Raw genomic sequence first — 18,952 nt, forward strand, 5'->3', positions numbered from 1 at the left:
TGGAAATTAACCTAACGAAACGGCCAGAAAAGACAAAACCCCCGTCTCCATAAAAGAGGAAGGGGATTAAATAGTCTATTCCTTAAGCCTGTCAGGCAATCCTTGAATGGACGACACAACAACATCGAGTTTGGCTTCAATTCGGTTCAGCAGAAAAAGAGTGACGACGATCGGGAAGCCGAGCTCGCTGATCAATGTGACCATCTGTTCCATGGCAGCTGCTCCTTTCTGGCGAAAATTGTAAAAATGGCCGGCTTCCTAGGAATCCGGCCACTGATGATTATACTAATTCATATTCAGTTACATTCCGCTCAACTAACCTGGCACTTTCCGCTAAAACCAAATCCCCGCCATTGCCATCAAATGCATTCGCAGCAATGATTTGCTCCATGGCTGCTTTTACCGCAGCAGGATCAATGGGTTCAATCGGGTTATCAACAGAAAGTTTTGTTGGTTTGCCCAGTTCAGAGATAAAAGTCATTTCTAATGATTTAGCCATTTACTATTCCCTCCTTATTTTTATGGTTTTTAATAGTTTGTTTAGCCTAAAATATCGAAGCTGTCATTCCTGTTGATTTCAGCTAATGGATAGCTGCTAAGTCCGGCGATCGCCTGTCCAACCGTGAAAAGCTGGTCTGCTGTGGCAGATTGCTTTACACCGCTGTAGGTTTTTGATTTGTGAATCGGCTTGCCCTGCCCATTAAGGCCTGTTTCAAATACCAGGCGAAGTTTGGAATCAGTGATAATTGCTTGTGCCATCTTGGGTCACCTCCTTTCACCTTCTATATATACTTTGAAGGGGGAAAAGGACAGGGTGATTTTTAATTTTGCTGCATTATTTTCTTCAGCTTCTCGCGGGCACCGTGCCGCCAGTTTTTGACTGCAGACAGGGAGACCCGTTCTTTTTCAGCAATTTCCCTGACAGACAGCCCATCACATAGAGTATATTGGAGCCATTTCATTTGGTTTTCAGATAACATTCCGCATTTTTTGTAAAGTTCTTGTATGAGCTCTGGGCTTGGGGCTGGTGAGGTGTCTTCGATGAATTCCCAGAAGTCTGCTTCCGGATAGATATATCGATCAATCTGCTTTGTTTGTCTCGTTAATTCCATCATCATATGTCCTTTTACCATACTGTAAGCGTAGGAAAGGAAGGTCCCTTTTTCATTGTCATGATTTTTCCACGCCTGCCAAAGTGTGATTAAACCCAGCTGGTGGAATTCCTCCGTATTTTTATAGATGTTCAATTTATGCATGATATCATGAATCATAGGTTCATATTGTGCTGATATCTGTTCAAAACTCTCCATGAAAATGTTCCTTCAAGGAAAGCGCGCTCTCTGTGTATTCCCGGGTAGATCAAACATAGCCTGACAGCCAGTTTTTTACGAATCCCGTAAAAGTCTTATATCGGCCTTTTGCTACCCCTAAGTCCGTAGTTAAGGGGTCTAAGTCTGAAGTTAGGGGGTCTAACTCCCAGCAAAGGGGGCAGTTAGCTACTTTTTGTAAAAAAAATTTAGCGAAAAGGCATTGTCTTCAGCTGGAAACCTCATTTCATGCAATTCTTCAAAGTAATTCTCTTCAAATTTCTTATTCAGGATACCGTAGAAATAAGCGACCGGCTTAGCAATGACGCGGGTTTTCATTTTTCGAATCAGCTGCTTAAAAGAATGGATGGCTGTTTCTAAAATAGTGTTCCTATCTTGTTCACAATTGTTTTTATATGCTGCTAGTGATGCCATTTTCCAAAACTCCTCAATCTGCTTGGCTTCTGTAAAAAAGTACTTTACGGTACTGATAAATGATTGTGGTACACGGTCACTAGTAAAAGTGTGATCGAGGACGGTTTCGTTACGTTTAGTAATCTTTTGATTTTTATTAGTTTTAGAAAGATTGATAGTTTTATTAGGGTGGTCCATTTTCTCCTGCTTAGGTGGTTCACTCTTGGGAAAACGATTAAAAACATATAAATTACTGGACTGGGAACCGTTTTTTCTCTCTGTTTCATGAACAGTAAAAATACCAATCTCTGCGGCCTTGGCAATCATTCTTTTAAAAGTAGAGCGGGAAATACCATGGCCGTTATATTCTTCGTGAATCGCTTTTAATACAGTGCCAATCTTGGCATTAGATACTCCCGGAATTTTCGCAGCAAAACGAACCAGCCTCTTTAACCCAGCCAGTTCCCCCTTAGAAAACTTGTCCTTATGTACCGATAGCCACATCTCCAAATGGGCATTAAACTCCTGAAGATCTTTAAACTGAGAAAACTGTTCAAACTGCTCGACTCTGCCTGATTTCAAATTCATAAAATTGCACCACCCTTTCACCTTCTATATATAAATCAAGGGTGGATTTGGACAGGGTGGTTTTGGGATGGGTGTGACAGATTTGTGAACGGGATTTTTTTTGAGTGTGGTGGAGGTTCATGACGCCGAGAAAGGGAAGGCTCACGAGGAAACGGTCGCCAGAGAAGGTTCATGAGGACGAAAGAGAGGAGGCGGGAGAGGAAACGGTCACCATAAGAGGGTTATGACACCGAAAAAGAGGAGGCACAAGGAAAAAAGAGTCGCCATAAAATGTGCATGTATGTAATTACAAACGCACCCCATACACTTGACATTGATAATCATTTTCATTTAAAATAGTTTTTATCAATGATAATCATTATCACTCGAGTAAAATTACATACTACACCCATGATGAAGGAGGGAGCTAAATCGATTGAACAAAATATTTGCGGCTGGTGTGGTTATCTAGCGGATATGGAAGCTGAACAATGTAACGCTGACAGTTGCCCTTGCTGTGGTTTGGGCCCTATCGGAGCAGCTGAATTTGACATAAGGGAGAGTTGAATAATGAGTGAACTTTATATCGCAATTGAGCAATTTGAGCACCAAGTCGATTGCTTTTGTCCTGATGCTGATCATGTGAATATACTGCACTTTCAAAAGGGAGATTTACTTGAGGTTACTCCTGACCGAAAATACACATTTTTGGGCTGGTATGCGCTTGTGGTGATTAATGAACAGCAGGCGCTTTACATGGCAATTGAGGATATAGAGAGATATTTTAAAAATGAAAACATATCATCGCAGTTGGATATAGATTTGAAAATCAATTATCTGCAATATAAAATCGATCAGGATTTAGAAGCGGGGAACAGAGACTCTTTTGCTGAGAATAGCAGAAAGCTTAGCGAAACGAGCACCCTGAAAGAGGAATTGGAATATTACTTAGCAAAGGCCATTTAATCACAATAAAAAGATAAAGCTAGCGTGAGAGCGTTAGCTTTATTTGGCCATTTTTACAAATAGTTTGGGTGTATGCCAGCAGCCTATATCAGAAAGAGCGTTCCTGGATATTTTGGAGGCAAATGAAAAAGTGTATGCGACAACAAGTCAGGATAAAACGGTTTTTCAAGAATCTATGAAATCCAGTCCCTGACACCCATTGAAACCGCAGCCGGACCTGGATTCAGAGGTACTGGCTTTGAAGACCAGCTCTTTATTTGTTCACATAGAGAAATTAAATGGATCACCCACAGGTATAACACATCAGCACTATTACATTAATAGGAGTGAAGAGAAATGAAAATTGGCGTATTTTATGCAAGTATGTCCGGAAACACAGAAGCAATTGCAGATATTATCGCGGGGGAGCTGAAGGAGCACAATCATGAGGTGGATTTAGAAGATTTTATGAGTGTTCAAAGTGCTTCCGAACTAATAAACTATGACCTAACTTTTATTGGAATGTATACCTGGGGAGACGGGGATTATCCGGATGAATGTGTCGATATCATTGATGAAATCGAACAGCTGGATCTCGAAAATCAGCCCTTTGCCATCTTTGGATCTGGAGATACCTCTTATCCTGATTTTTGCGGCGCCCTTGGTCAGCTTCAGAGACTTATAGAAAAACAAGGAGGAACAGTTGTCGGGAATCCCCTTAGAATAGAGTTCAATCCGGAACCGCAAGACAAAGAGGAAATTAAAAAGTTTGTCTCAGAAGCCTTAATGTTAAAGGAAACGTGCTGAAAGCTTAGAAAACATCTTTTACCACTCGTTTGTTAAAACAATGCAAAGAGGGAAGCCTCTTTGCATTTAAAAACTTAGTTTGTGAAGTGATAAAGAATCTTGCCTGCCACTTCACCGAACTGTGTAGAAGCGTTAAATAACAGTAACAATAAAAGTATAATCCCTGCTATTTTAAAGTAATTAAGAATAGTAGGGTGACTTTCAAAGTAATCCAGCGTTTCATCTATTATTTTACTTAGCATTTTAGGCTCTCCTCTTTTAATCATACTATACAATATTTTACAATATTATTCTTTATTAGCAACAATAGTTACGGAAAGAGCCTAAATAAAAAGGAACTATTATAAGGTTCCTTTTATAACAGTATTTTTATTTAATACAAGTAGGAATTCTGGGTAAATAATATAAGTCTTTTTCTTCGTCTAAATGACTGCTCTATCGGTGGTACTATACGGTGTACCTATTCTATTCGCTTCTTTTTCCTCACTTATTAATAATCATCTTTCTAATAGCAGTATCGTCATTACGATGCTTCATAATATTCAAGAATTAAAGCCATCACAAATAATGATTTGCAGCCATGCCATTAAATCGGTTAATCCAGCCTTTGATACGGCTGTAATACTCGCATTTTTTTAAAGTGTGACCCCTATTTTTATGTTAAAAAGCCTGTTGTGCAATGTGAAAACAAATGCTGTTTAGTTTACTATTTTCCTTTGGAATTCCTATGATTGTTAACATTTGGCAGGAATTCTTGCGTTTTAAGAGAATTCATTTTTTTATGCAACGTACTTGGGGACAATAAATTGTGAAGGTGTGTTCAACTTGAGCCATTCAGTAAAATTCACGGATAGAATGCAAAGAATTATTAAGAGTGCCGAAAAGGAAGCCTGGCTATCTGATTGTAAAGTGATCCATCCTGTTCACCTGCTAATTGGGTGTCTGGCTGAAAGGTCAGGCGCTTTGGGGGAAATATTTCTGAAATGCGATTTAAACCCAGATTTGTTGAGAGGATCAGTTCCATATACGCAAAGTATAATGCAAAGTGAAATTTTCAGCATCCCAGTAACCGATGGGGTTATAGAAATACTTGATACAGCGATTCATTATATGAACAGATATAATCAGGTTTTTGTTAATGAAGGGCACTTACTTAAAGCATTACTTAATGATGCCACCATTGCAGGGATTTTATCTGAGGAAATGAAAAACACCATTTTGACGCTCGGAACGTCCGCCAGGGACATGATCACTCACCTTGGCAGCTATACTTTTCCTCAAATGAACACTTCTTTTGTCAGGAAAGTTCATCATGGTGATGAAAAGCAGCTTGCAGACTTTACAGAGAAAAATTTTTCTAAGGAATGGGCACATACCATTCGGTGGGGATTTCAGAAGGTAAAGCCGTCAATTTATCGCAGTCTAACGGGCAGTAAGACCCCCACTTCAAGACTCAGAGGAATCAAAGGAAGATAAGCGGGGGTCAAACTGCCCGTAAAGGCCCGATTGGTTCAACTAACAATCAGTGGGGGATAAGGAAAACCCCCACTGATTGAAGTTTCACTTTATATCGCAGGTGATGAGGGCGGAAGGATTATTGGCTTTGCCGCATTTGATGTCTACCTGAACAAAAAGGGATATTTCGGTCCCATGGGGGTAATAAGAGCCAGCAGGGTTAAAGGTATAGGAAATGCATTGCTTCATCACTGTTTAAGAGATATGAAAGAAATAGGATATGAATATGCCATTATTGGAGGAGCAGGACCAATTGAGTTTTATGAGAAAGCTTGCAGAGCTGTTGTCATTCCTTCTATATAATCTATCAATCACCGGAAGAGTAGTTTTTGAAGAAAACTTAATAAAAATTAAAGAATATTATTGCAATTTGTTTCCAACTATTGATATGATAATTCTCCGCGCAAATTGCATACATACGTAAAAAAATCAAAAGGAGCTGATTGTGTGAAGCAGGAATTCATCGAAATTTTCAATGCCAGAGTAAACAACCTGAAGAATATTAATCTGCAGATTCCAAAAGGGAAGATTACAATTTTTACAGGTGTCTCCGGTTCAGGCAAATCATCCATTGTCTTTGATACGATTGCCCAGGAGGCAGGCCGGCAGTTGAATGAGACGTACAGCAGTTTTCAGCGGCTTTTTCTTCCGAGGTATAGCCGACCGGAAGCAGATGAAATCAACAATCTTTCTACTGCCGTTGTTGTTGATCAAAAACGGCTCGGGGGAAATGCCCGATCCACACTTGGAACCGCTACAGATATTAATCCTCTTCTTCGCCTGTTATTCTCCCGGTTTGCCGAACCTCATATAGGGTACAGCAACGCCTATTCTTTCAATGATCCCAGCGGCATGTGCCCGAAGTGTGAAGGGATTGGGAGAATTATTACACTCAACCTTGATGCTGCTCTTGATAAGGAAAAAAGCTTAAATGAAGGTGCTATTCTGCTTCCGGGTTTTGGACCTGGAACATGGCAATGGAAGGCATATGCGGAATCCGGATTCTTCGATATTGATAAGAAAATTAAGGATTATCCGGAAGAAGAATTTAATAAGCTTGTCCATGCAGAGCCGCAAAAAGTAACAGTCAGTTATATGAATAATGACATGAATGCAACTTATGAGGGCCTCGCAGTCAAATTTATGCGGCAGCATGTGAAGAGGGACAAGGAAACTTCAAAGACGGGAGAGAAGCTCCTGAAAAACTTCAGCACCATGACTGGCTGCCCTTCATGCGGTGGAAAACGCTACAGCGAAAAGGTGCTTTCTTCCACAATCAAAGGCTATACCATCTATGACCTGACGTCCATGCAATTGGATCAGCTGATTAAAACTCTTCCACAAATTACTTCACCTGAAGCAAAGCCAATTCTTGACGGAATCATGGAACGATTGGAAAACCTTTGTGAGATTGGGCTCGGCTATATGGATCTGACAAGGGAAACGCCAACACTTTCGGGCGGTGAATCCCAAAGGGTGAAAATGGTAAAATATTTATCCAGTAACTTAACGGGCTTAATGTACATATTTGATGAACCAAGCACCGGCCTGCATCCGCGGGATGTTTACCGGTTAAATGAATTGCTGATTCGGCTGCGGGACAGGGGCAATACCGTTTTAGTCGTCGAGCATGATCCGGACGTAATCAAAATAGCGGATCATATCGTTGATGTGGGGCCTCATGCGGGAACAAACGGAGGAGAAATCATGTATACCGGCAGTTATCAGGACTTCTTTTCTTCTGATACATTAACGGCCAATTATTTAAACCGCAGTGCAGAGATCAACACAAATCCGCGACCGGTTTCCGAGTTTATGGAAAGCAGGAAAAGCAGCCTCCATAATTTAAAGAATGTGAGTCTCTCCGTTCCAAAAGGGGTTTTTACAGTTATAACAGGGGTAGCAGGTTCAGGGAAAAGCACTATTGTGAATGAGGTGTTTGCAAAAGATTTCCCGGACGCTATCCGTATTGACCAAAGCCCGGTCCATGCCAACATACGGTCCAATCCGGCAACCTTTACCGGCATAATGAATTCGATCCGAAAGTCTTTTTCAGACGCGAATGGTGTGGAGAGCGGATTATTCAGCTACAATTCGACCGGAGGATGTCCAACATGCGGAGGCACCGGAACGGTTGAGATCAATTTATCTTTTATGGATGCAATGGAAGTCGAATGCAGCGAATGTCATGGAAGCCGTTTTAGGCAGGATGTGCTCCAGTACCTATATAAGGGCAAAAATATTGTTGAAATCATGGAGATGTCTATAGCAAATGCTGTGGAGTTCTTTGAGGCAAAAGACATTCAGAGAAAACTCAAAGCCCTGGAGACGGTCGGTCTTGGCTACTTGTCACTGGGACAGCCGCTGAACACCCTGTCAGGCGGCGAATGCCAAAGGCTAAAGCTTGCAAAGGAACTGAATACAAAAGGGAGTATTTATATTCTCGACGAACCAACGACAGGATTGCATATGTCCGATGTCGCCAATATTCTGGAAATCATTCATAAATTGGTGGAAAAGGGCAATACCGTTATCGTCATTGAACATAATCTGGACGTTATCCGGAAAAGTGATTGGATCGTGGATCTAGGTCCGGATGGAGGTGCAGGGGGCGGTGAAATCCTGTATGAAGGTCCGCCGGCAGGAATTTTGGAATGTGAGCGTTCGGTTACGGCACAGCATCTGTAAAGAATAAGCATAATAGAGAAAATGGCCATGGAATTTTTTCAATGGCCATTTTCTTTATCGGGTATCTGAGATGATGCAGATCCTTTTTAGGAGGCTTTCAAATGGAACAATACACTGGCTTTTTTATTATATTGCTGCTTATGTTTATCATTGTCGTTTTCAGCAAATATATTGTCTGGTGGGTAAAATGCGTCATTGTGGCTTACTATATAGCCGTTTCTTATTATTTTATTACCGTAAAAAACAGGATTGATAAGGAATATGAAGGGATATCCCCAGTGCCTGATGCGTATTGGGACCAGAATTCAGGATGGGTTGACACCATCGCGAATTACCTGTTTTTGCCTTTTGCTGCCATTTTGATTTTCATCTATTTTAAGTGGTTTAGCAAAATCCATAGCAGAAAGGCTAAAATTCTTATTCTTATTAGTTTGATTCCAGCTTCTTTTCTGTTTATGTTTTTCCTTTTTTTATTTTCGTTTGCTTATGGGTACAGGCCATAAGGAAGGGCCTTACAAAGAAAGAATGTCCCAACAAATCCGGGACATTCTGCTTATTGGCCAATCAGGCAGTTATTTACTCAAATTCCCCCGCAGATCCGAGTTCAGAAAGTTTTCAGTGGCATAAGCTGATGCCCCAAGTGCGGTGGAGTAGATCGATAAATCTGCAAATGTAATCTTTAAGTTTTGCTGGTTAAATCTTAAGGAACGTTTCTCGACAACTTCCATAATCGATTCGTGTAATAAATCTTTGGCAATGGCTAAGCGATTTCCTATGATGATTTGCTCTGGGTTAAATGTATTGATGATATTGTTTATGCCAATGCCGAGGTTCCGGCCGATTTGACAGAACAAATCCTTTACTTCCTCATCTTCTTCCGCCATTTCAACTAATGACTCCAGGTTCAATTCATCCAGTTTTATATGGATATTCTTTGCCTGGTTGAGCAATGCCTGTTCAGAAGCATACAATTCCCAGCAGCCTTTGCTGCCGCACCTGCATTCTTTTCCATCGATATCGATCACCATATGGCCCATTTCACCGGAAAATCCTTCAGCTCCCCGGTAAAGGCTGTTTTGTAAAATAAAGCCGACGCCGATGCCGATTCCAGCGCTTACATAGATGAGATTTTCAAAGTTTTTCCCAGCTCCGAAACGCTTTTCCCCGTATGCTCCTGCGTTCGCCTCGTTGTCGATGATAACGGGAAGGTGAAACTCTGTCTCAATTTCTGCCTTTAAATTGATGTCTGACCAGCCCAGGTTAGGTGCCAGCAGGATGTTGCTTCCTTCTTTACTAACGATTCCCGGTACGCCAATACCGATTCCGATCACACCATAGGGGCTTTCAGGGGTAGATTCCAAGAGGGATTGGATGATTTCTTTTATAACAAGAATGGTTTCATCGTACCTCATGCTATTCATATGCTTCAAATGTTCGCTCACAATATTACCGGATAAATCAGTCATGACACCTAAAATATAGTTGACCCCTAAATCAATTCCAATCGCATATCCTGCTTTTTCATTAAAGAGCAGCATCACAGGACGGCGTCCGCCGCTCGATTTGCCTGGACCTGTTTCGGAACAGATTTTTTCTTCTATCAGTTCGTTGACCAAGGAGGAAACTGTCCCTTTAGTCAGCCCCAAATACTGTGCGATATCAGCCCGCGAGATGGGGGATTGGTCGATGATCGTCTGCAGAACACGTGATTTATTTTTCATTTTTACCAGCTGCTGATTCCAAGTCATTATTTTTCTCCTCAAATTCTTTGTCTATTACAATCATATTCCATTTATACCATAATTAAAAATAAAAATAAAACTTAGTTCATTCAATAGACAAACTAAGTTTATGGTGTTAAAATCAACTTGTAAACAAATGAAAGCGATAACACAGAGAAAAATCTCTTAAAACTGGAGGAATGAAAATGAACTATTTCAAAAATGTAAGTGGAGTAAAATATGAAGGTCCCGATTCAAATAATCCATTGGCGTTTAAATATTATAATCCTGAAGAAATGATTAACGGCAAAAAAATGGAGGATTTTCTCCGTTTTGCAGTGTCTTACTGGCATACGTTTACTGCGGAAGGCACAGATCCTTTCGGAAAGGGCACGATGATTCGCTCATATGACAGATTTTCCGGAATGGATTTGGCCAAGGCACGTGTAGAAGCATCCTTTGAATTCTATGAAAAACTGAATGTTCCATTCTTCTGTTTCCATGATGCGGATATTGCACCTGAAGGAGATTCATTAAGAGAAACGTTTAAGAACTTAGATGAGATTACGAGCATGATTAAGGAATACATGAAATCCAGCAAAACAAAGCTATTATGGAATACCGCTAATATGTTTTCACATCCGCGCTGGCTGCACGGTGCGGCGACTGCGCCTAATGCAGATGTATTCGCTTATGCTGCTGCAAAGGTAAAAAAAGGACTTGAAATCGGAAAGGAGCTTGGTGCTGAGAACTATGTTTTCTGGGGCGGCCGTGAAGGGTACGAAACACTGCTGAATACGAACATGAAGCTTGAACAGGACAATCTTGCGCGCTTCTTCCATATGGCAATCGATTATGCAAAGGAAATCGGTTTTGACGCCCAATTTCTAATCGAACCAAAGCCGAAGGAGCCAACCAAACATCAATATGATTTTGATGTGGCAACCAGTTTATCATTCCTGCAATCTTACGGCTTAAAAGATTACTTCAAATTCAATATTGAAGCAAACCACGCGACCCTTGCCGGCCATACATTTGAGCATGAACTGCACACAGCCCGCATAAATGGCATGCTTGGTTCAGTGGATGCTAATCAGGGAGATACCCTGCTCGGATGGGATACGGACGAATTCCCGACAGACATCTATTCCACATCACTCGCCATGGTTGAAATTATTAAAAATGGCGATCTTGGAACAGGCGGCTTAAACTTTGATGCGAAGGTGCGAAGAGGTTCATTCGATCCTGAAGATCTGTTCTATGCTCATATTGCAGGAATGGACACATTTGCGGTGGGAGCAAAAGTTGCACAGCGTTTAATCGAAGATAAAGTATTAGACAACTTCATTGCTGACAGATACAGCAGCTATACAGAAGGCATCGGCCTTGAAATCGTTGAAGGAAAGACAGACTTCCATAAGCTTGAGAAGCATGCCCTTCAGCTTGATAGAATTGAAAACAAATCCGGAAGACAGGAACAGCTAAAAGCGATCTTAAATAAATACATTCTTGAAGCTTATGCGAGTGTAAAAGCTTAAAAGATTAATAGAAAGACTAAATGTACTGGGAATACGAAAGTGTCCCAGTACATTTTTAAAAAGCAGCATACATTTCATTTTCTAAAGGATGATCAATCATGAAATATGTAATCGGGATTGACCTTGGCACGAGCTCGGTAAAAGTGTTACTAATGAATCAAAAGGGAGAAGTGTGCAGCGAAGTTTCCAGGTCTTATCCGCTCATTCATGAAAAGTCGGGTTATAGTGAACAGGACCCGGCTGAATGGATTGATAAAACAGTCGATGCTCTTAAAGAACTTACAGAACAGTTCGAAGGACATGCGGAAGACATACAGGGAATCAGTTTTTCAGGACAAATGCACGGCCTGGTCCTTCTGGATGAAGAGAATAAGGTTCTGCGCAATGCGATCCTATGGAATGATACCCGCACGACAGAACAATGTAAGCAGATCTATGACTTGGCTGGTGAGAAGCGTTTGCTGGAAATCACCAAGAATCCGGCCCTGGAAGGTTTCACACTGCCTAAATTGCTTTGGGTAAAGCAGCATGAGCCGGATGTATTTGAAAAAGCGGCTGTATTTATGCTCCCTAAAGATTATCTGCGCTTTAAACTGACTGGAAAGATTCATAGTGAATACAGTGATGCTGCGGGCACATTGCTCCTGGATGTTGGCCGGAAAATGTGGAGTGAAGAGATGTGCAAGCTAACCGGGATTGATGTGAATATGTGCCCGCCTTTAGTTGAATCCCATGAATGCGTAGGGACGTTAATACCTGAGATTGCGGACGAGACGGGATTATCTCCTTTCACGAAGGTATTTGCCGGAGGTGCTGACAATGCCTGCGGTGCGATCGGTTCAGGAATTCTGTCAGAAGGCAAAACATTATGCAGCATTGGCACATCAGGGGTCGTTTTATCCTATGAAGAACAAAATGACAAGGATTTTCAGGGAAAGGTGCATTATTTTAATCATGGTGAAGAAAATGCCTACTACACAATGGGAGTAACCCTGGCAGCGGGACATAGTTTGAGCTGGTTTAAAAATACGTTTGCTGAAATGGAATCATTTGACTCCCTGCTGGCTGAAATAAGCGAGGTTCCGATTGGATCGAATGGTCTTTTGTTTACCCCATATCTAGCCGGCGAGCGAACGCCATATGCAGATTCACAAATTAGGGGAAGCTTTATCGGCATGGACTCTTCACATAACCGGAACGACTTTGTCCGATCGGTCATTGAAGGAATTACCTTTTCATTACATGAATCGATTGAAATATTCCGGGAAAGCGGCAAGCTGATCGATACCATCATTTCAATCGGCGGAGGAGCCAAAAGTGATGCCTGGCTGCAAATACAGGCAGATATCTTCAACAGCACCATTGTAAAGCTTTCAAGTGAGCAAGGCCCTGCTGTTGGTGCGGCAATGCTCGCGGCATACGGATGCCAATGGTATGAATCTCTGGAAGCCTGTGCGGATGATTTCATAACATACGAAAAAACGTATGTCCCGATATCTGAAAACGTTAAGAAATATCAGGAGCTTTTCCAATTATATAAAGAGGTTTATGTACAAACCAGGAAACTGAATGAGGGATTGGCCGGTTTCAGGAAAAAGTAAGCTGCCTTGGGGGAGAAGGTCATGAACATAACAGAAAGTATCTATGGCGAGTTGAATGGACACAGTGTTAAATCTTATACAATCAGCAATGATCATGGAATGAGCGTATCGTGTATCGACTACGGGGGAATCATTACCGGGATATCTGTCCCTGATCGTGAAGGGAATATAGAGAATGTGGTCCTGGGTTTTGACACTCTTGAAGAGTATGTAAATCATTCACCATTCTTCGGCGCAATAATCGGAAGGGTGGCCGGAAGGATAGCAGGCTCAAGCTTCACTCTTGATGGATCTGTGTACAGTCTGCCTAAAAATGATGGGGAACACCATCTTCATGGAGGAGCAGGTTTTCACCAGGTGCTTTGGGACTCGTCCGCCGAAAAGGGCTTGAATGAGGCAAATATCAGGTTCTCCTATATAAGTCCGGATGGAGAAGAAGGGTATCCCGGGACACTTGAGGTAACGGTAAACTATACACTGAATAATGATAATGAACTGGCCATAAGTTATGAAGCGATATCTGATAAAAAAACGATCATCAATCTGACAAACCATACTTATTTTAACCTGAGCGGGGATTTAAAGCGGGACATTCTTGAGCACGAGGTGACAATAAAAAGTGATCACTTTCTGAAGCTTGATGAAACATTGATTCCTACCGGGGAATTCATACATGTTGAAAATACCCCGTTTGATTTCAGGGCTGGTAAGAAAATCAAAGAAGGCGTAAAATCCGGACATCCGCAGAACATGCTTGCGGGCGGAGGCTATGATCATCCATTTCTATTGAATTCAGGTGAAATGACTGTAGTGGATTCTGCAAGCGGACGAAAACTGGCAGTGGAAACGGACAGGCCGAGTGTTGTTTTATATACTGCGAATATGCTTGGAAATGATTTTCAAATCAGGGGTGTTCATTCAAAAAGGCATTTGGGGCTTTGTCTCGAAACTCAATGTCCGCCTGATGCTGTTCACCATGAACATTTTCCTTCTATTGTCATGGAGAAAAATGAAGTCTATAAAACAAAAACAAGTTTCAAGTTTCTCGTTGTTTAATCATTTCGAATAGAAAGGAGTAAAGATAGATTTGAATATAGGGAATTGTAAGCGCTCTATCCTGGTTCAAATCTGTCTTTAAAAACTATGAAACAGAATCGGAACTCTCTTTATATTGGTTCACTTACATTGGTTGCTGCGATTGGCGGTTTGCTTTTCGGATATGATACAGCAGTTATTTCAGGAGCTGAAAAGTCACTGGAAATTTATTTGATCGAGAGTTTGGGATTAGGGTCGCTGGCTCATGGGGCGACAACCTCCAGTGCCTTAATTGGCTGTATATTTGGCGGTTTAATATCCGGTTATTTTGCGTCGAAGTTTGGGCGCAAAAACTCGCTTATTGCTGCAGCTGTTCTTTTCTTCTTATCTGCTTTAGGCTCGGCTTTTCCTGAATTTTTATTTTTCACTAAAGGGGAACCGACCATCTCGTTATTGCTGACTTTTAATCTTTATCGCATTATTGGCGGTATTGGGGTAGGCTTGGCGTCAGCCATTGTTCCGATGTATATCGGTGAAATTGCACCTGCCGATATCCGCGGACGCCTGGTTTCATTCAATCAATTTATGATCATTTTCGGGATGCTTGTCGTGTACTTTGTCAACTGGGGCATTGCCAGCGGCCGTCCATTGGAATGGATCAATGATGTTGGCTGGAGGTACATGTTTGCATCAGAAGCTATTCCGGCACTTGCTTTTGGTCTGCTGCTGCTCCTGGTTCCGGAGACACCCCGTTACCTGGCCATTAAAAATCATGATGATAAGGCTCTAGCAGTCCTTACAAAAATTAATGGTGCAAGCGAGGCAAAAACGATCCTGGGTGAAATTAAAAAATCGGTAACCGCCTCAGCAAATGTTCCGGCAGAAAAGCTGTTTGCATATGGAAAATTAGTGATTGTTATAGGAATCCTGCTGTCTGTATTCCAGCAGTTTGTCGGAATTAATGTGGCGCTCTACTATGCACCGCGTATCTTTGAAAGCATGGGAGCAGCTAAGGATGCCTCGATGCTGCAGACGATTGTGATGGGAGTCATAAATGTCATCTTTACAGTGGTGGCCATTTTAACTGTAGATAAATGGGGGCGCAAGCCATTATTAATCACAGGTTCCATTGGCATGGCAATCGGGATGTTTGGTGTCGCCGGAATGGCCTTTTCCAATATAATCGGCATGGGAACGTTAATTTTTATTATCGTTTACACAGCTTCTTTCATGATGTCGTGGGGGCCGATCTGCTGGGTATTGATCTCGGAAATTTTTCCGAACAAAATCCGCGGACAGGCCGTGGCGGTAGCTGTGGCTGCACAATGGGCCGCAAACTATTTCATTTCATCGACTTATCCGATGATGATGGAATTCAGCGGCGGCATAACATACGGTTTCTATGGAGTGATGAGTGTTCTTTCAGCCGTTTTTGTATGGAAGTTCGTACCTGAAACGAAAGGGAAGACCCTTGAGAACATGGAGTGTATTTGGAAAAAAACTGCATGATTTTTTGAATGGTCATGACAAACCGGATTAAATCAGAAAAAAACGCTTGAATGTTCTTGAACATCTCAAGCGTTTTTCTTATGTTCTTCTAAAAAACCCTTAATTTTAAAAATAAGTTCCGATCCCAGATGCATTTCCACTTCTCTGACTTTCTGCCGGATCAGTTTGTCTTCAACCCCAATTATTTGATAGAACTCCATTAAGACCTGATGATCCTGGAATAGCTTTTTGCCCATTTCTGATCCCTGTTTTGTCAGAGTAATGGTTCCGTAGGGCTGAAAGTAAATGTAACCATCTTCTTTAAGCTTTCCGGCCATTTTAGACGCTGCCGAGGCGGTGACCTTCAAACTCTTGGCGATACCGGAAATGGTTGCATGGCCATGTGCTTCCTGTAAGATATAAATTTTCAGAATATATCTCTTTGTACGAATGGGAATCACATGTTTCACCTGCTTGCTGGAATTACTTCGTCAAGCCTTCTTTAATGGTTTTTATATTCCATTCCATCATCGAGATATACGTATCGCCTTCTTCACCAGGCTTTGCCAGAGAGTCTGTAAACACTTTACCCATGATTGGAACATTGGTTTCATCGGATACGGCTTCCATGCTTCGGGCGTCAATGCTTGTTTCGAGGAATAGTCCTGTGATGCCTTTTTCATTGATAATATCTACAATTCTTGTAATTTGTTCTGGTGTTCCCTGGTTTTCCTGATTGATTTCCCAAATGTATTCACCCTGGAATCCGTAGGCTTCGCTGAAATATTTAAAAGCACCTTCACTCGTTACGAGAACCCGTTCAGATTCCGGGATTTCGTTAAATTGTGTTACAGCTTCATCATGCAGCTTTTGAAGCTTTGCAATATATTCTTGCGCGTTTTTTTCGTAAACCTCTTTATGGTCTGGATCTGCCTTAATCAGCCCATCTCTGGCATTTTCCGCGTATTTGATCCCATTTCGGATGTCCATCCATGCATGGGGATCTTCTTCGCTTTCTTTGCCTTTCGTGGTTAAGTGCATAGCCTCAACGCCTTTGCTCATCAGGAAGACAGGTGCATCTTCACCGTCTTTTCCGGCCGTTTCCATCAGCTTGCTGAACCATGAATTGCCGGCTTCGAGATTTAGGCCGTTGTAAAATACAGCATCTGCATCGGTTGTTTTTTGCACATCCTCAGGAAGCGGGTCATATTCGTGGGGGTTAGAGCCGATTGGTGCCAGGCTATGAATCTCAACCAAATCCCCGCCTACATTTTTCACAATGTCATACACAATCGAATAGGTAGTGACAACCTGGATTTTGCCATCATTTTCGGCAGATGTACTCTTACCGCTGCTGCAGGCCGACAAAAATAACAGGGAAAGAAGGGATGAAGCCAGTAAAAGAAAGCCTTTTTTAAACATTTGAAAACCTCCTGACATTTTTTTAATTACACTAATGAAGCTCTCTTTTTCTTTACTTTCAGTGTTTTCCATATCAGCCCATGCTTAGGGGAGAATAAGAAAACGAGAATGAAGATAGCAGTAGATGATATGACAATCGTCGCTCCTGAAGCTAAATTGTAGGTGAAGCTGAAGTAAAGCCCTGTGATGGATGAAATCACCCCTATGCCGGACGCAAGGAAGATCATCATCCATAGCCGTTCAGTTAACAGATAAGCGGCAGCCGCAGGAGTGATCAGCATGGCAACAACCAGGACGATACCAACTGTCTGAAGGGATGCAACAGTGACCATTGTCAATAGTGTCATCAGGAAATAATGAATGAAACGCACGGGCAGTCCGTAAGCTGCGCCCATTGTCGGATCAAATGATGTCACCAATAGCTCTTTGTAAAACAGGTAAACAGCCCCCAATACAATCAGGCTGATGCCCAATGTGATCCACATATCGGATGATCTTACTGCCAGAACATTTCCGAATAAAATATGATACAGATCTGTACTGCTTTTTAGCATCGTAATAATAATGATTCCTGAAGCAAATGCGGCTGTAAACATAATGCCAATTGAGGTATCATGCTTAATCCGGCTGTTTTGGGAGACGAAACCGATAGCGATGGCTGTGATCACACCGCTGATTACGGCCCCGAAGAAGAAGTTAACACCCAGCATATACGAAATAGCGACACCGGGAAGTACGGCATGTGAAATGGCGTCTCCCATGAGAGCCATTCCTCTCAGAATGATAAAACAGCCGATGACTCCGCAGATAATTCCTACCATCACCGAGGTTAATAGCGCTTTTTGCAGAAAACCATATTGCATAACCGCTTCGATAAAAGCCATTATAATGACACCCCAATCTCATTCATAAAAGCAAATTGCCCCTGATAGGCTTTTGCAATTACTTCCGGTTTAAACACTTCTTCAACAGTCCCGAAGCTGATTAATTCCTTATTCAGCAGAATTAACTGATTGAAATAATCGTTCGCCTTACTTAAGTCGTGGTGTACGACAATCACTGTTTTTCCCTGCCTGCACAGCTCCTTCAAAATGTTCACAATCGTTTCCTCGCTCGATACATCAACACCGACAAACGGCTCATCCAGGAAAAACAGATCCGCTTTCTGGGCAAGGGCTCTCGCCAGAAAGACTCTCTGCTGCTGTCCGCCTGACAATTCACCAATCTGTCTTTTGCTGAATTCCTGCATGCCGACTCGCTGAAGGCATTCCATGGCCCATTCTTTATCCTTCTTTTTTGGACGGCGGAACAATTTTAAATGGGGGTAGGTCCCAATCAGGACGGCATCAAGCACCGTGATGGGGAAGTCCCAGTCTATGTCATTCCGCTGGGGGACATAGGCGATGCTTTTGCGCACTTCATTGATGGGTTTTCCCAGTACTTGAACTGCGCCTTTATCCTTTGGTATGAGATTCAGCATGGCTTTTAGAAAGGTTGATTTGCCTGCACCATTCGGTCCGATAATGCCCACCAGATTGCCGGTATTCACCGATAAGCTGACCCCTGTTACCGCTTCATTTCCAAAATAAGAGACATGCAAATCTTGTATGGATATAGCTGGATCCTTCATTATTTTGTCCTCCTTTATTATTCAAATTTAAATGGACTCAAATTAATTGTTTTTGTTCAATTTAACTTCATTTGGACAAGATTTATGGATTTATATAAAAGTTTTGCCTTAATGCAAATTATATGCGAATGACTAACAATGTCAACACAAAATTTACTGAAAGTTATTTGATTGCATTAAAATCGGTGAATTATGATTTAAGGCTCTGGCATTCAGCTTGTTTAATGGTAAAATTAGGTGAGTATATCAATAATAGATAGTAAATTTGTGATTA

At 41.8% G+C, this 18,952-nt stretch carries 19 protein-coding genes and 1 pseudogene; 10 read left to right on the forward strand and 10 right to left on the reverse strand.

Features of this window, described 5'->3' with window-relative positions:
- Window positions 1–75 precede the first annotated feature (75 nt).
- From ACTHRG_RS02475 to ACTHRG_RS02495, 5 genes are all read right to left on the reverse strand, one after another.
- Entirely contained in the window at window positions 76–213 is a 138-nt protein-coding gene (locus ACTHRG_RS02475; RefSeq protein WP_019380521.1) for a YvrJ family protein, read from the reverse strand.
- A gap of 67 nt (window positions 214–280) precedes the next feature.
- On the reverse strand, window positions 281–499 hold the full coding sequence (locus ACTHRG_RS02480; protein WP_061791317.1) for a DUF2922 domain-containing protein: 219 nt from the start codon (window positions 497–499) through the stop codon (window positions 281–283).
- 41 nt (window positions 500–540) lie between these two features.
- A complete protein-coding gene (locus ACTHRG_RS02485) occupies window positions 541–759 on the reverse strand; it encodes a DUF1659 domain-containing protein (protein WP_076257955.1) in 219 nt (72 codons plus the stop codon).
- Window positions 760–821: 62 nt separating this feature from the next.
- Complete coding sequence (locus tag ACTHRG_RS02490; RefSeq protein WP_076257954.1) at window positions 822–1,310, reverse strand: sigma-70 family RNA polymerase sigma factor; 489 nt, start codon at window positions 1,308–1,310, stop codon at window positions 822–824.
- 186 nt (window positions 1,311–1,496) lie between these two features.
- Window positions 1,497–2,225, reverse strand: coding sequence for a hypothetical protein (locus ACTHRG_RS02495; protein WP_440230604.1), 729 nt, complete (start codon window positions 2,223–2,225; stop codon window positions 1,497–1,499).
- A gap of 633 nt (window positions 2,226–2,858) precedes the next feature.
- Between ACTHRG_RS02495 and ACTHRG_RS02500 the strand changes: the two genes are divergently transcribed.
- The 6 genes and pseudogenes from ACTHRG_RS02500 to ACTHRG_RS02525 all read left to right on the forward strand — a co-directional run bounded on the left by ACTHRG_RS02500 (window position 2,859) and on the right by ACTHRG_RS02525 (window position 8,746).
- Window positions 2,859–3,254, forward strand: a complete 396-nt coding sequence (locus ACTHRG_RS02500) for a hypothetical protein (RefSeq protein ID WP_440230492.1) — start codon at window positions 2,859–2,861, stop codon at window positions 3,252–3,254.
- Between the two features lie 336 nt (window positions 3,255–3,590).
- Window positions 3,591–4,040, forward strand: a complete 450-nt coding sequence (locus ACTHRG_RS02505) for a flavodoxin (protein ID WP_440230493.1) — start codon at window positions 3,591–3,593, stop codon at window positions 4,038–4,040.
- An 825-nt stretch (window positions 4,041–4,865) separates the two neighbouring features.
- A complete protein-coding gene (locus ACTHRG_RS02510; protein WP_175609085.1) occupies window positions 4,866–5,516 on the forward strand; it encodes a Clp protease N-terminal domain-containing protein in 651 nt (216 codons plus the stop codon).
- Window positions 5,517–5,594: 78 nt separating this feature from the next.
- Window positions 5,595–5,858: pseudogene (locus tag ACTHRG_RS02515) on the forward strand (GNAT family N-acetyltransferase); the annotation flags it as partial.
- A gap of 144 nt (window positions 5,859–6,002) precedes the next feature.
- Window positions 6,003–8,243, forward strand: coding sequence for an ATP-binding cassette domain-containing protein (locus ACTHRG_RS02520; protein ID WP_076257951.1), 2,241 nt, complete (start codon window positions 6,003–6,005; stop codon window positions 8,241–8,243).
- Between the two features lie 101 nt (window positions 8,244–8,344).
- Window positions 8,345–8,746, forward strand: coding sequence for a hypothetical protein (locus tag ACTHRG_RS02525; protein ID WP_076257950.1), 402 nt, complete (start codon window positions 8,345–8,347; stop codon window positions 8,744–8,746).
- A gap of 69 nt (window positions 8,747–8,815) precedes the next feature.
- Here the strand turns inward: ACTHRG_RS02525 and ACTHRG_RS02530 are convergent, their stop codons facing one another.
- Window positions 8,816–9,991 carry an ROK family transcriptional regulator gene (locus tag ACTHRG_RS02530; RefSeq protein WP_440230494.1) on the reverse strand — a complete coding sequence of 392 codons (1,176 nt, stop codon included), beginning with the start codon at window positions 9,989–9,991 and terminating at the stop codon, window positions 8,816–8,818.
- 179 nt (window positions 9,992–10,170) lie between these two features.
- Here ACTHRG_RS02530 and xylA point away from each other — a divergent pair, with 179 nt between their 5' ends.
- The 4 genes from xylA (at window position 10,171) to xylE (ending at window position 15,647) form a co-directional block, all read left to right on the forward strand.
- Entirely contained in the window at window positions 10,171–11,502 is a 1,332-nt protein-coding gene (gene xylA / locus ACTHRG_RS02535; RefSeq protein ID WP_440230495.1) for a xylose isomerase, read from the forward strand.
- Between the two features lie 98 nt (window positions 11,503–11,600).
- On the forward strand, window positions 11,601–13,103 hold the full coding sequence (gene xylB / locus ACTHRG_RS02540) for a xylulokinase (RefSeq protein WP_076257947.1): 1,503 nt from the start codon (window positions 11,601–11,603) through the stop codon (window positions 13,101–13,103).
- Between the two features lie 21 nt (window positions 13,104–13,124).
- Window positions 13,125–14,159 (forward strand): aldose epimerase family protein, encoded by a 1,035-nt coding sequence (locus ACTHRG_RS02545; protein ID WP_440230496.1) that lies wholly within the window; start codon window positions 13,125–13,127, stop codon window positions 14,157–14,159.
- A gap of 87 nt (window positions 14,160–14,246) precedes the next feature.
- Entirely contained in the window at window positions 14,247–15,647 is a 1,401-nt protein-coding gene (gene xylE / locus ACTHRG_RS02550; protein WP_440230497.1) for a D-xylose transporter XylE, read from the forward strand.
- Window positions 15,648–15,712: 65 nt separating this feature from the next.
- On the opposite strand, the gene ACTHRG_RS02555 is transcribed toward xylE, so the two are convergent.
- From ACTHRG_RS02555 to ACTHRG_RS02570, 4 genes are read right to left on the reverse strand one after another with little or no spacing between them, the layout of a single operon-like run.
- A complete protein-coding gene (locus ACTHRG_RS02555) occupies window positions 15,713–16,087 on the reverse strand; it encodes a metal-dependent transcriptional regulator (protein WP_440230498.1) in 375 nt (124 codons plus the stop codon).
- A 22-nt stretch (window positions 16,088–16,109) separates the two neighbouring features.
- A complete protein-coding gene (locus tag ACTHRG_RS02560) occupies window positions 16,110–17,048 on the reverse strand; it encodes a metal ABC transporter substrate-binding protein (protein ID WP_440230499.1) in 939 nt (312 codons plus the stop codon).
- A 26-nt stretch (window positions 17,049–17,074) separates the two neighbouring features.
- Window positions 17,075–17,932 carry a metal ABC transporter permease gene (locus ACTHRG_RS02565; protein ID WP_076257942.1) on the reverse strand — a complete coding sequence of 286 codons (858 nt, stop codon included), beginning with the start codon at window positions 17,930–17,932 and terminating at the stop codon, window positions 17,075–17,077.
- Window positions 17,932–18,678, reverse strand: a complete 747-nt coding sequence (locus ACTHRG_RS02570; protein ID WP_076257941.1) for a metal ABC transporter ATP-binding protein — start codon at window positions 18,676–18,678, stop codon at window positions 17,932–17,934. The genes ACTHRG_RS02565 and ACTHRG_RS02570 overlap by 1 nt, the downstream gene beginning before the upstream one ends.
- Between the last annotated feature and the right edge of the window lie 274 nt (window positions 18,679–18,952).

The organism is Cytobacillus sp. SAFR-174 (assembly GCF_051964675.1).
Taxonomy (GTDB): Bacteria; Bacillota; Bacilli; order Bacillales; family Cytobacillaceae; genus Cytobacillus.

Bases quoted from the DNA above. Each gene is read 5' to 3' on its own strand.
- ACTHRG_RS02475 (WP_019380521.1), bottom strand. From the start codon at position 213: ATGGAACAGATGGTCACATTGATCAGCGAGCTCGGCTTCCCGATCGTC.
- ACTHRG_RS02480 (WP_061791317.1), bottom strand. From the start codon at position 499: ATGGCTAAATCATTAGAAATGACTTTTATCTCTGAACTGGGCAAACCA.
- ACTHRG_RS02485 (WP_076257955.1), bottom strand. From the start codon at position 759: ATGGCACAAGCAATTATCACTGATTCCAAACTTCGCCTGGTATTTGAA.
- ACTHRG_RS02490 (WP_076257954.1), bottom strand. From the start codon at position 1,310: ATGGAGAGTTTTGAACAGATATCAGCACAATATGAACCTATGATTCAT.
- ACTHRG_RS02495 (WP_440230604.1), bottom strand. From the start codon at position 2,225: ATGTGGCTATCGGTACATAAGGACAAGTTTTCTAAGGGGGAACTGGCT.
- ACTHRG_RS02500 (WP_440230492.1), top strand. From the start codon at position 2,859: ATGAGTGAACTTTATATCGCAATTGAGCAATTTGAGCACCAAGTCGAT.
- ACTHRG_RS02505 (WP_440230493.1), top strand. From the start codon at position 3,591: ATGAAAATTGGCGTATTTTATGCAAGTATGTCCGGAAACACAGAAGCA.
- ACTHRG_RS02525 (WP_076257950.1), top strand. From the start codon at position 8,345: ATGGAACAATACACTGGCTTTTTTATTATATTGCTGCTTATGTTTATC.
- ACTHRG_RS02530 (WP_440230494.1), bottom strand. From the start codon at position 9,991: ATGACTTGGAATCAGCAGCTGGTAAAAATGAAAAATAAATCACGTGTT.
- xylA (WP_440230495.1), top strand. From the start codon at position 10,171: ATGAACTATTTCAAAAATGTAAGTGGAGTAAAATATGAAGGTCCCGAT.
- xylB (WP_076257947.1), top strand. From the start codon at position 11,601: ATGAAATATGTAATCGGGATTGACCTTGGCACGAGCTCGGTAAAAGTG.
- ACTHRG_RS02545 (WP_440230496.1), top strand. From the start codon at position 13,125: ATGAACATAACAGAAAGTATCTATGGCGAGTTGAATGGACACAGTGTT.
- xylE (WP_440230497.1), top strand. From the start codon at position 14,247: ATGAAACAGAATCGGAACTCTCTTTATATTGGTTCACTTACATTGGTT.
- ACTHRG_RS02560 (WP_440230499.1), bottom strand. From the start codon at position 17,048: ATGTTTAAAAAAGGCTTTCTTTTACTGGCTTCATCCCTTCTTTCCCTG.
- ACTHRG_RS02565 (WP_076257942.1), bottom strand. From the start codon at position 17,932: ATGGCTTTTATCGAAGCGGTTATGCAATATGGTTTTCTGCAAAAAGCG.
- ACTHRG_RS02570 (WP_076257941.1), bottom strand. From the start codon at position 18,678: ATGAAGGATCCAGCTATATCCATACAAGATTTGCATGTCTCTTATTTT.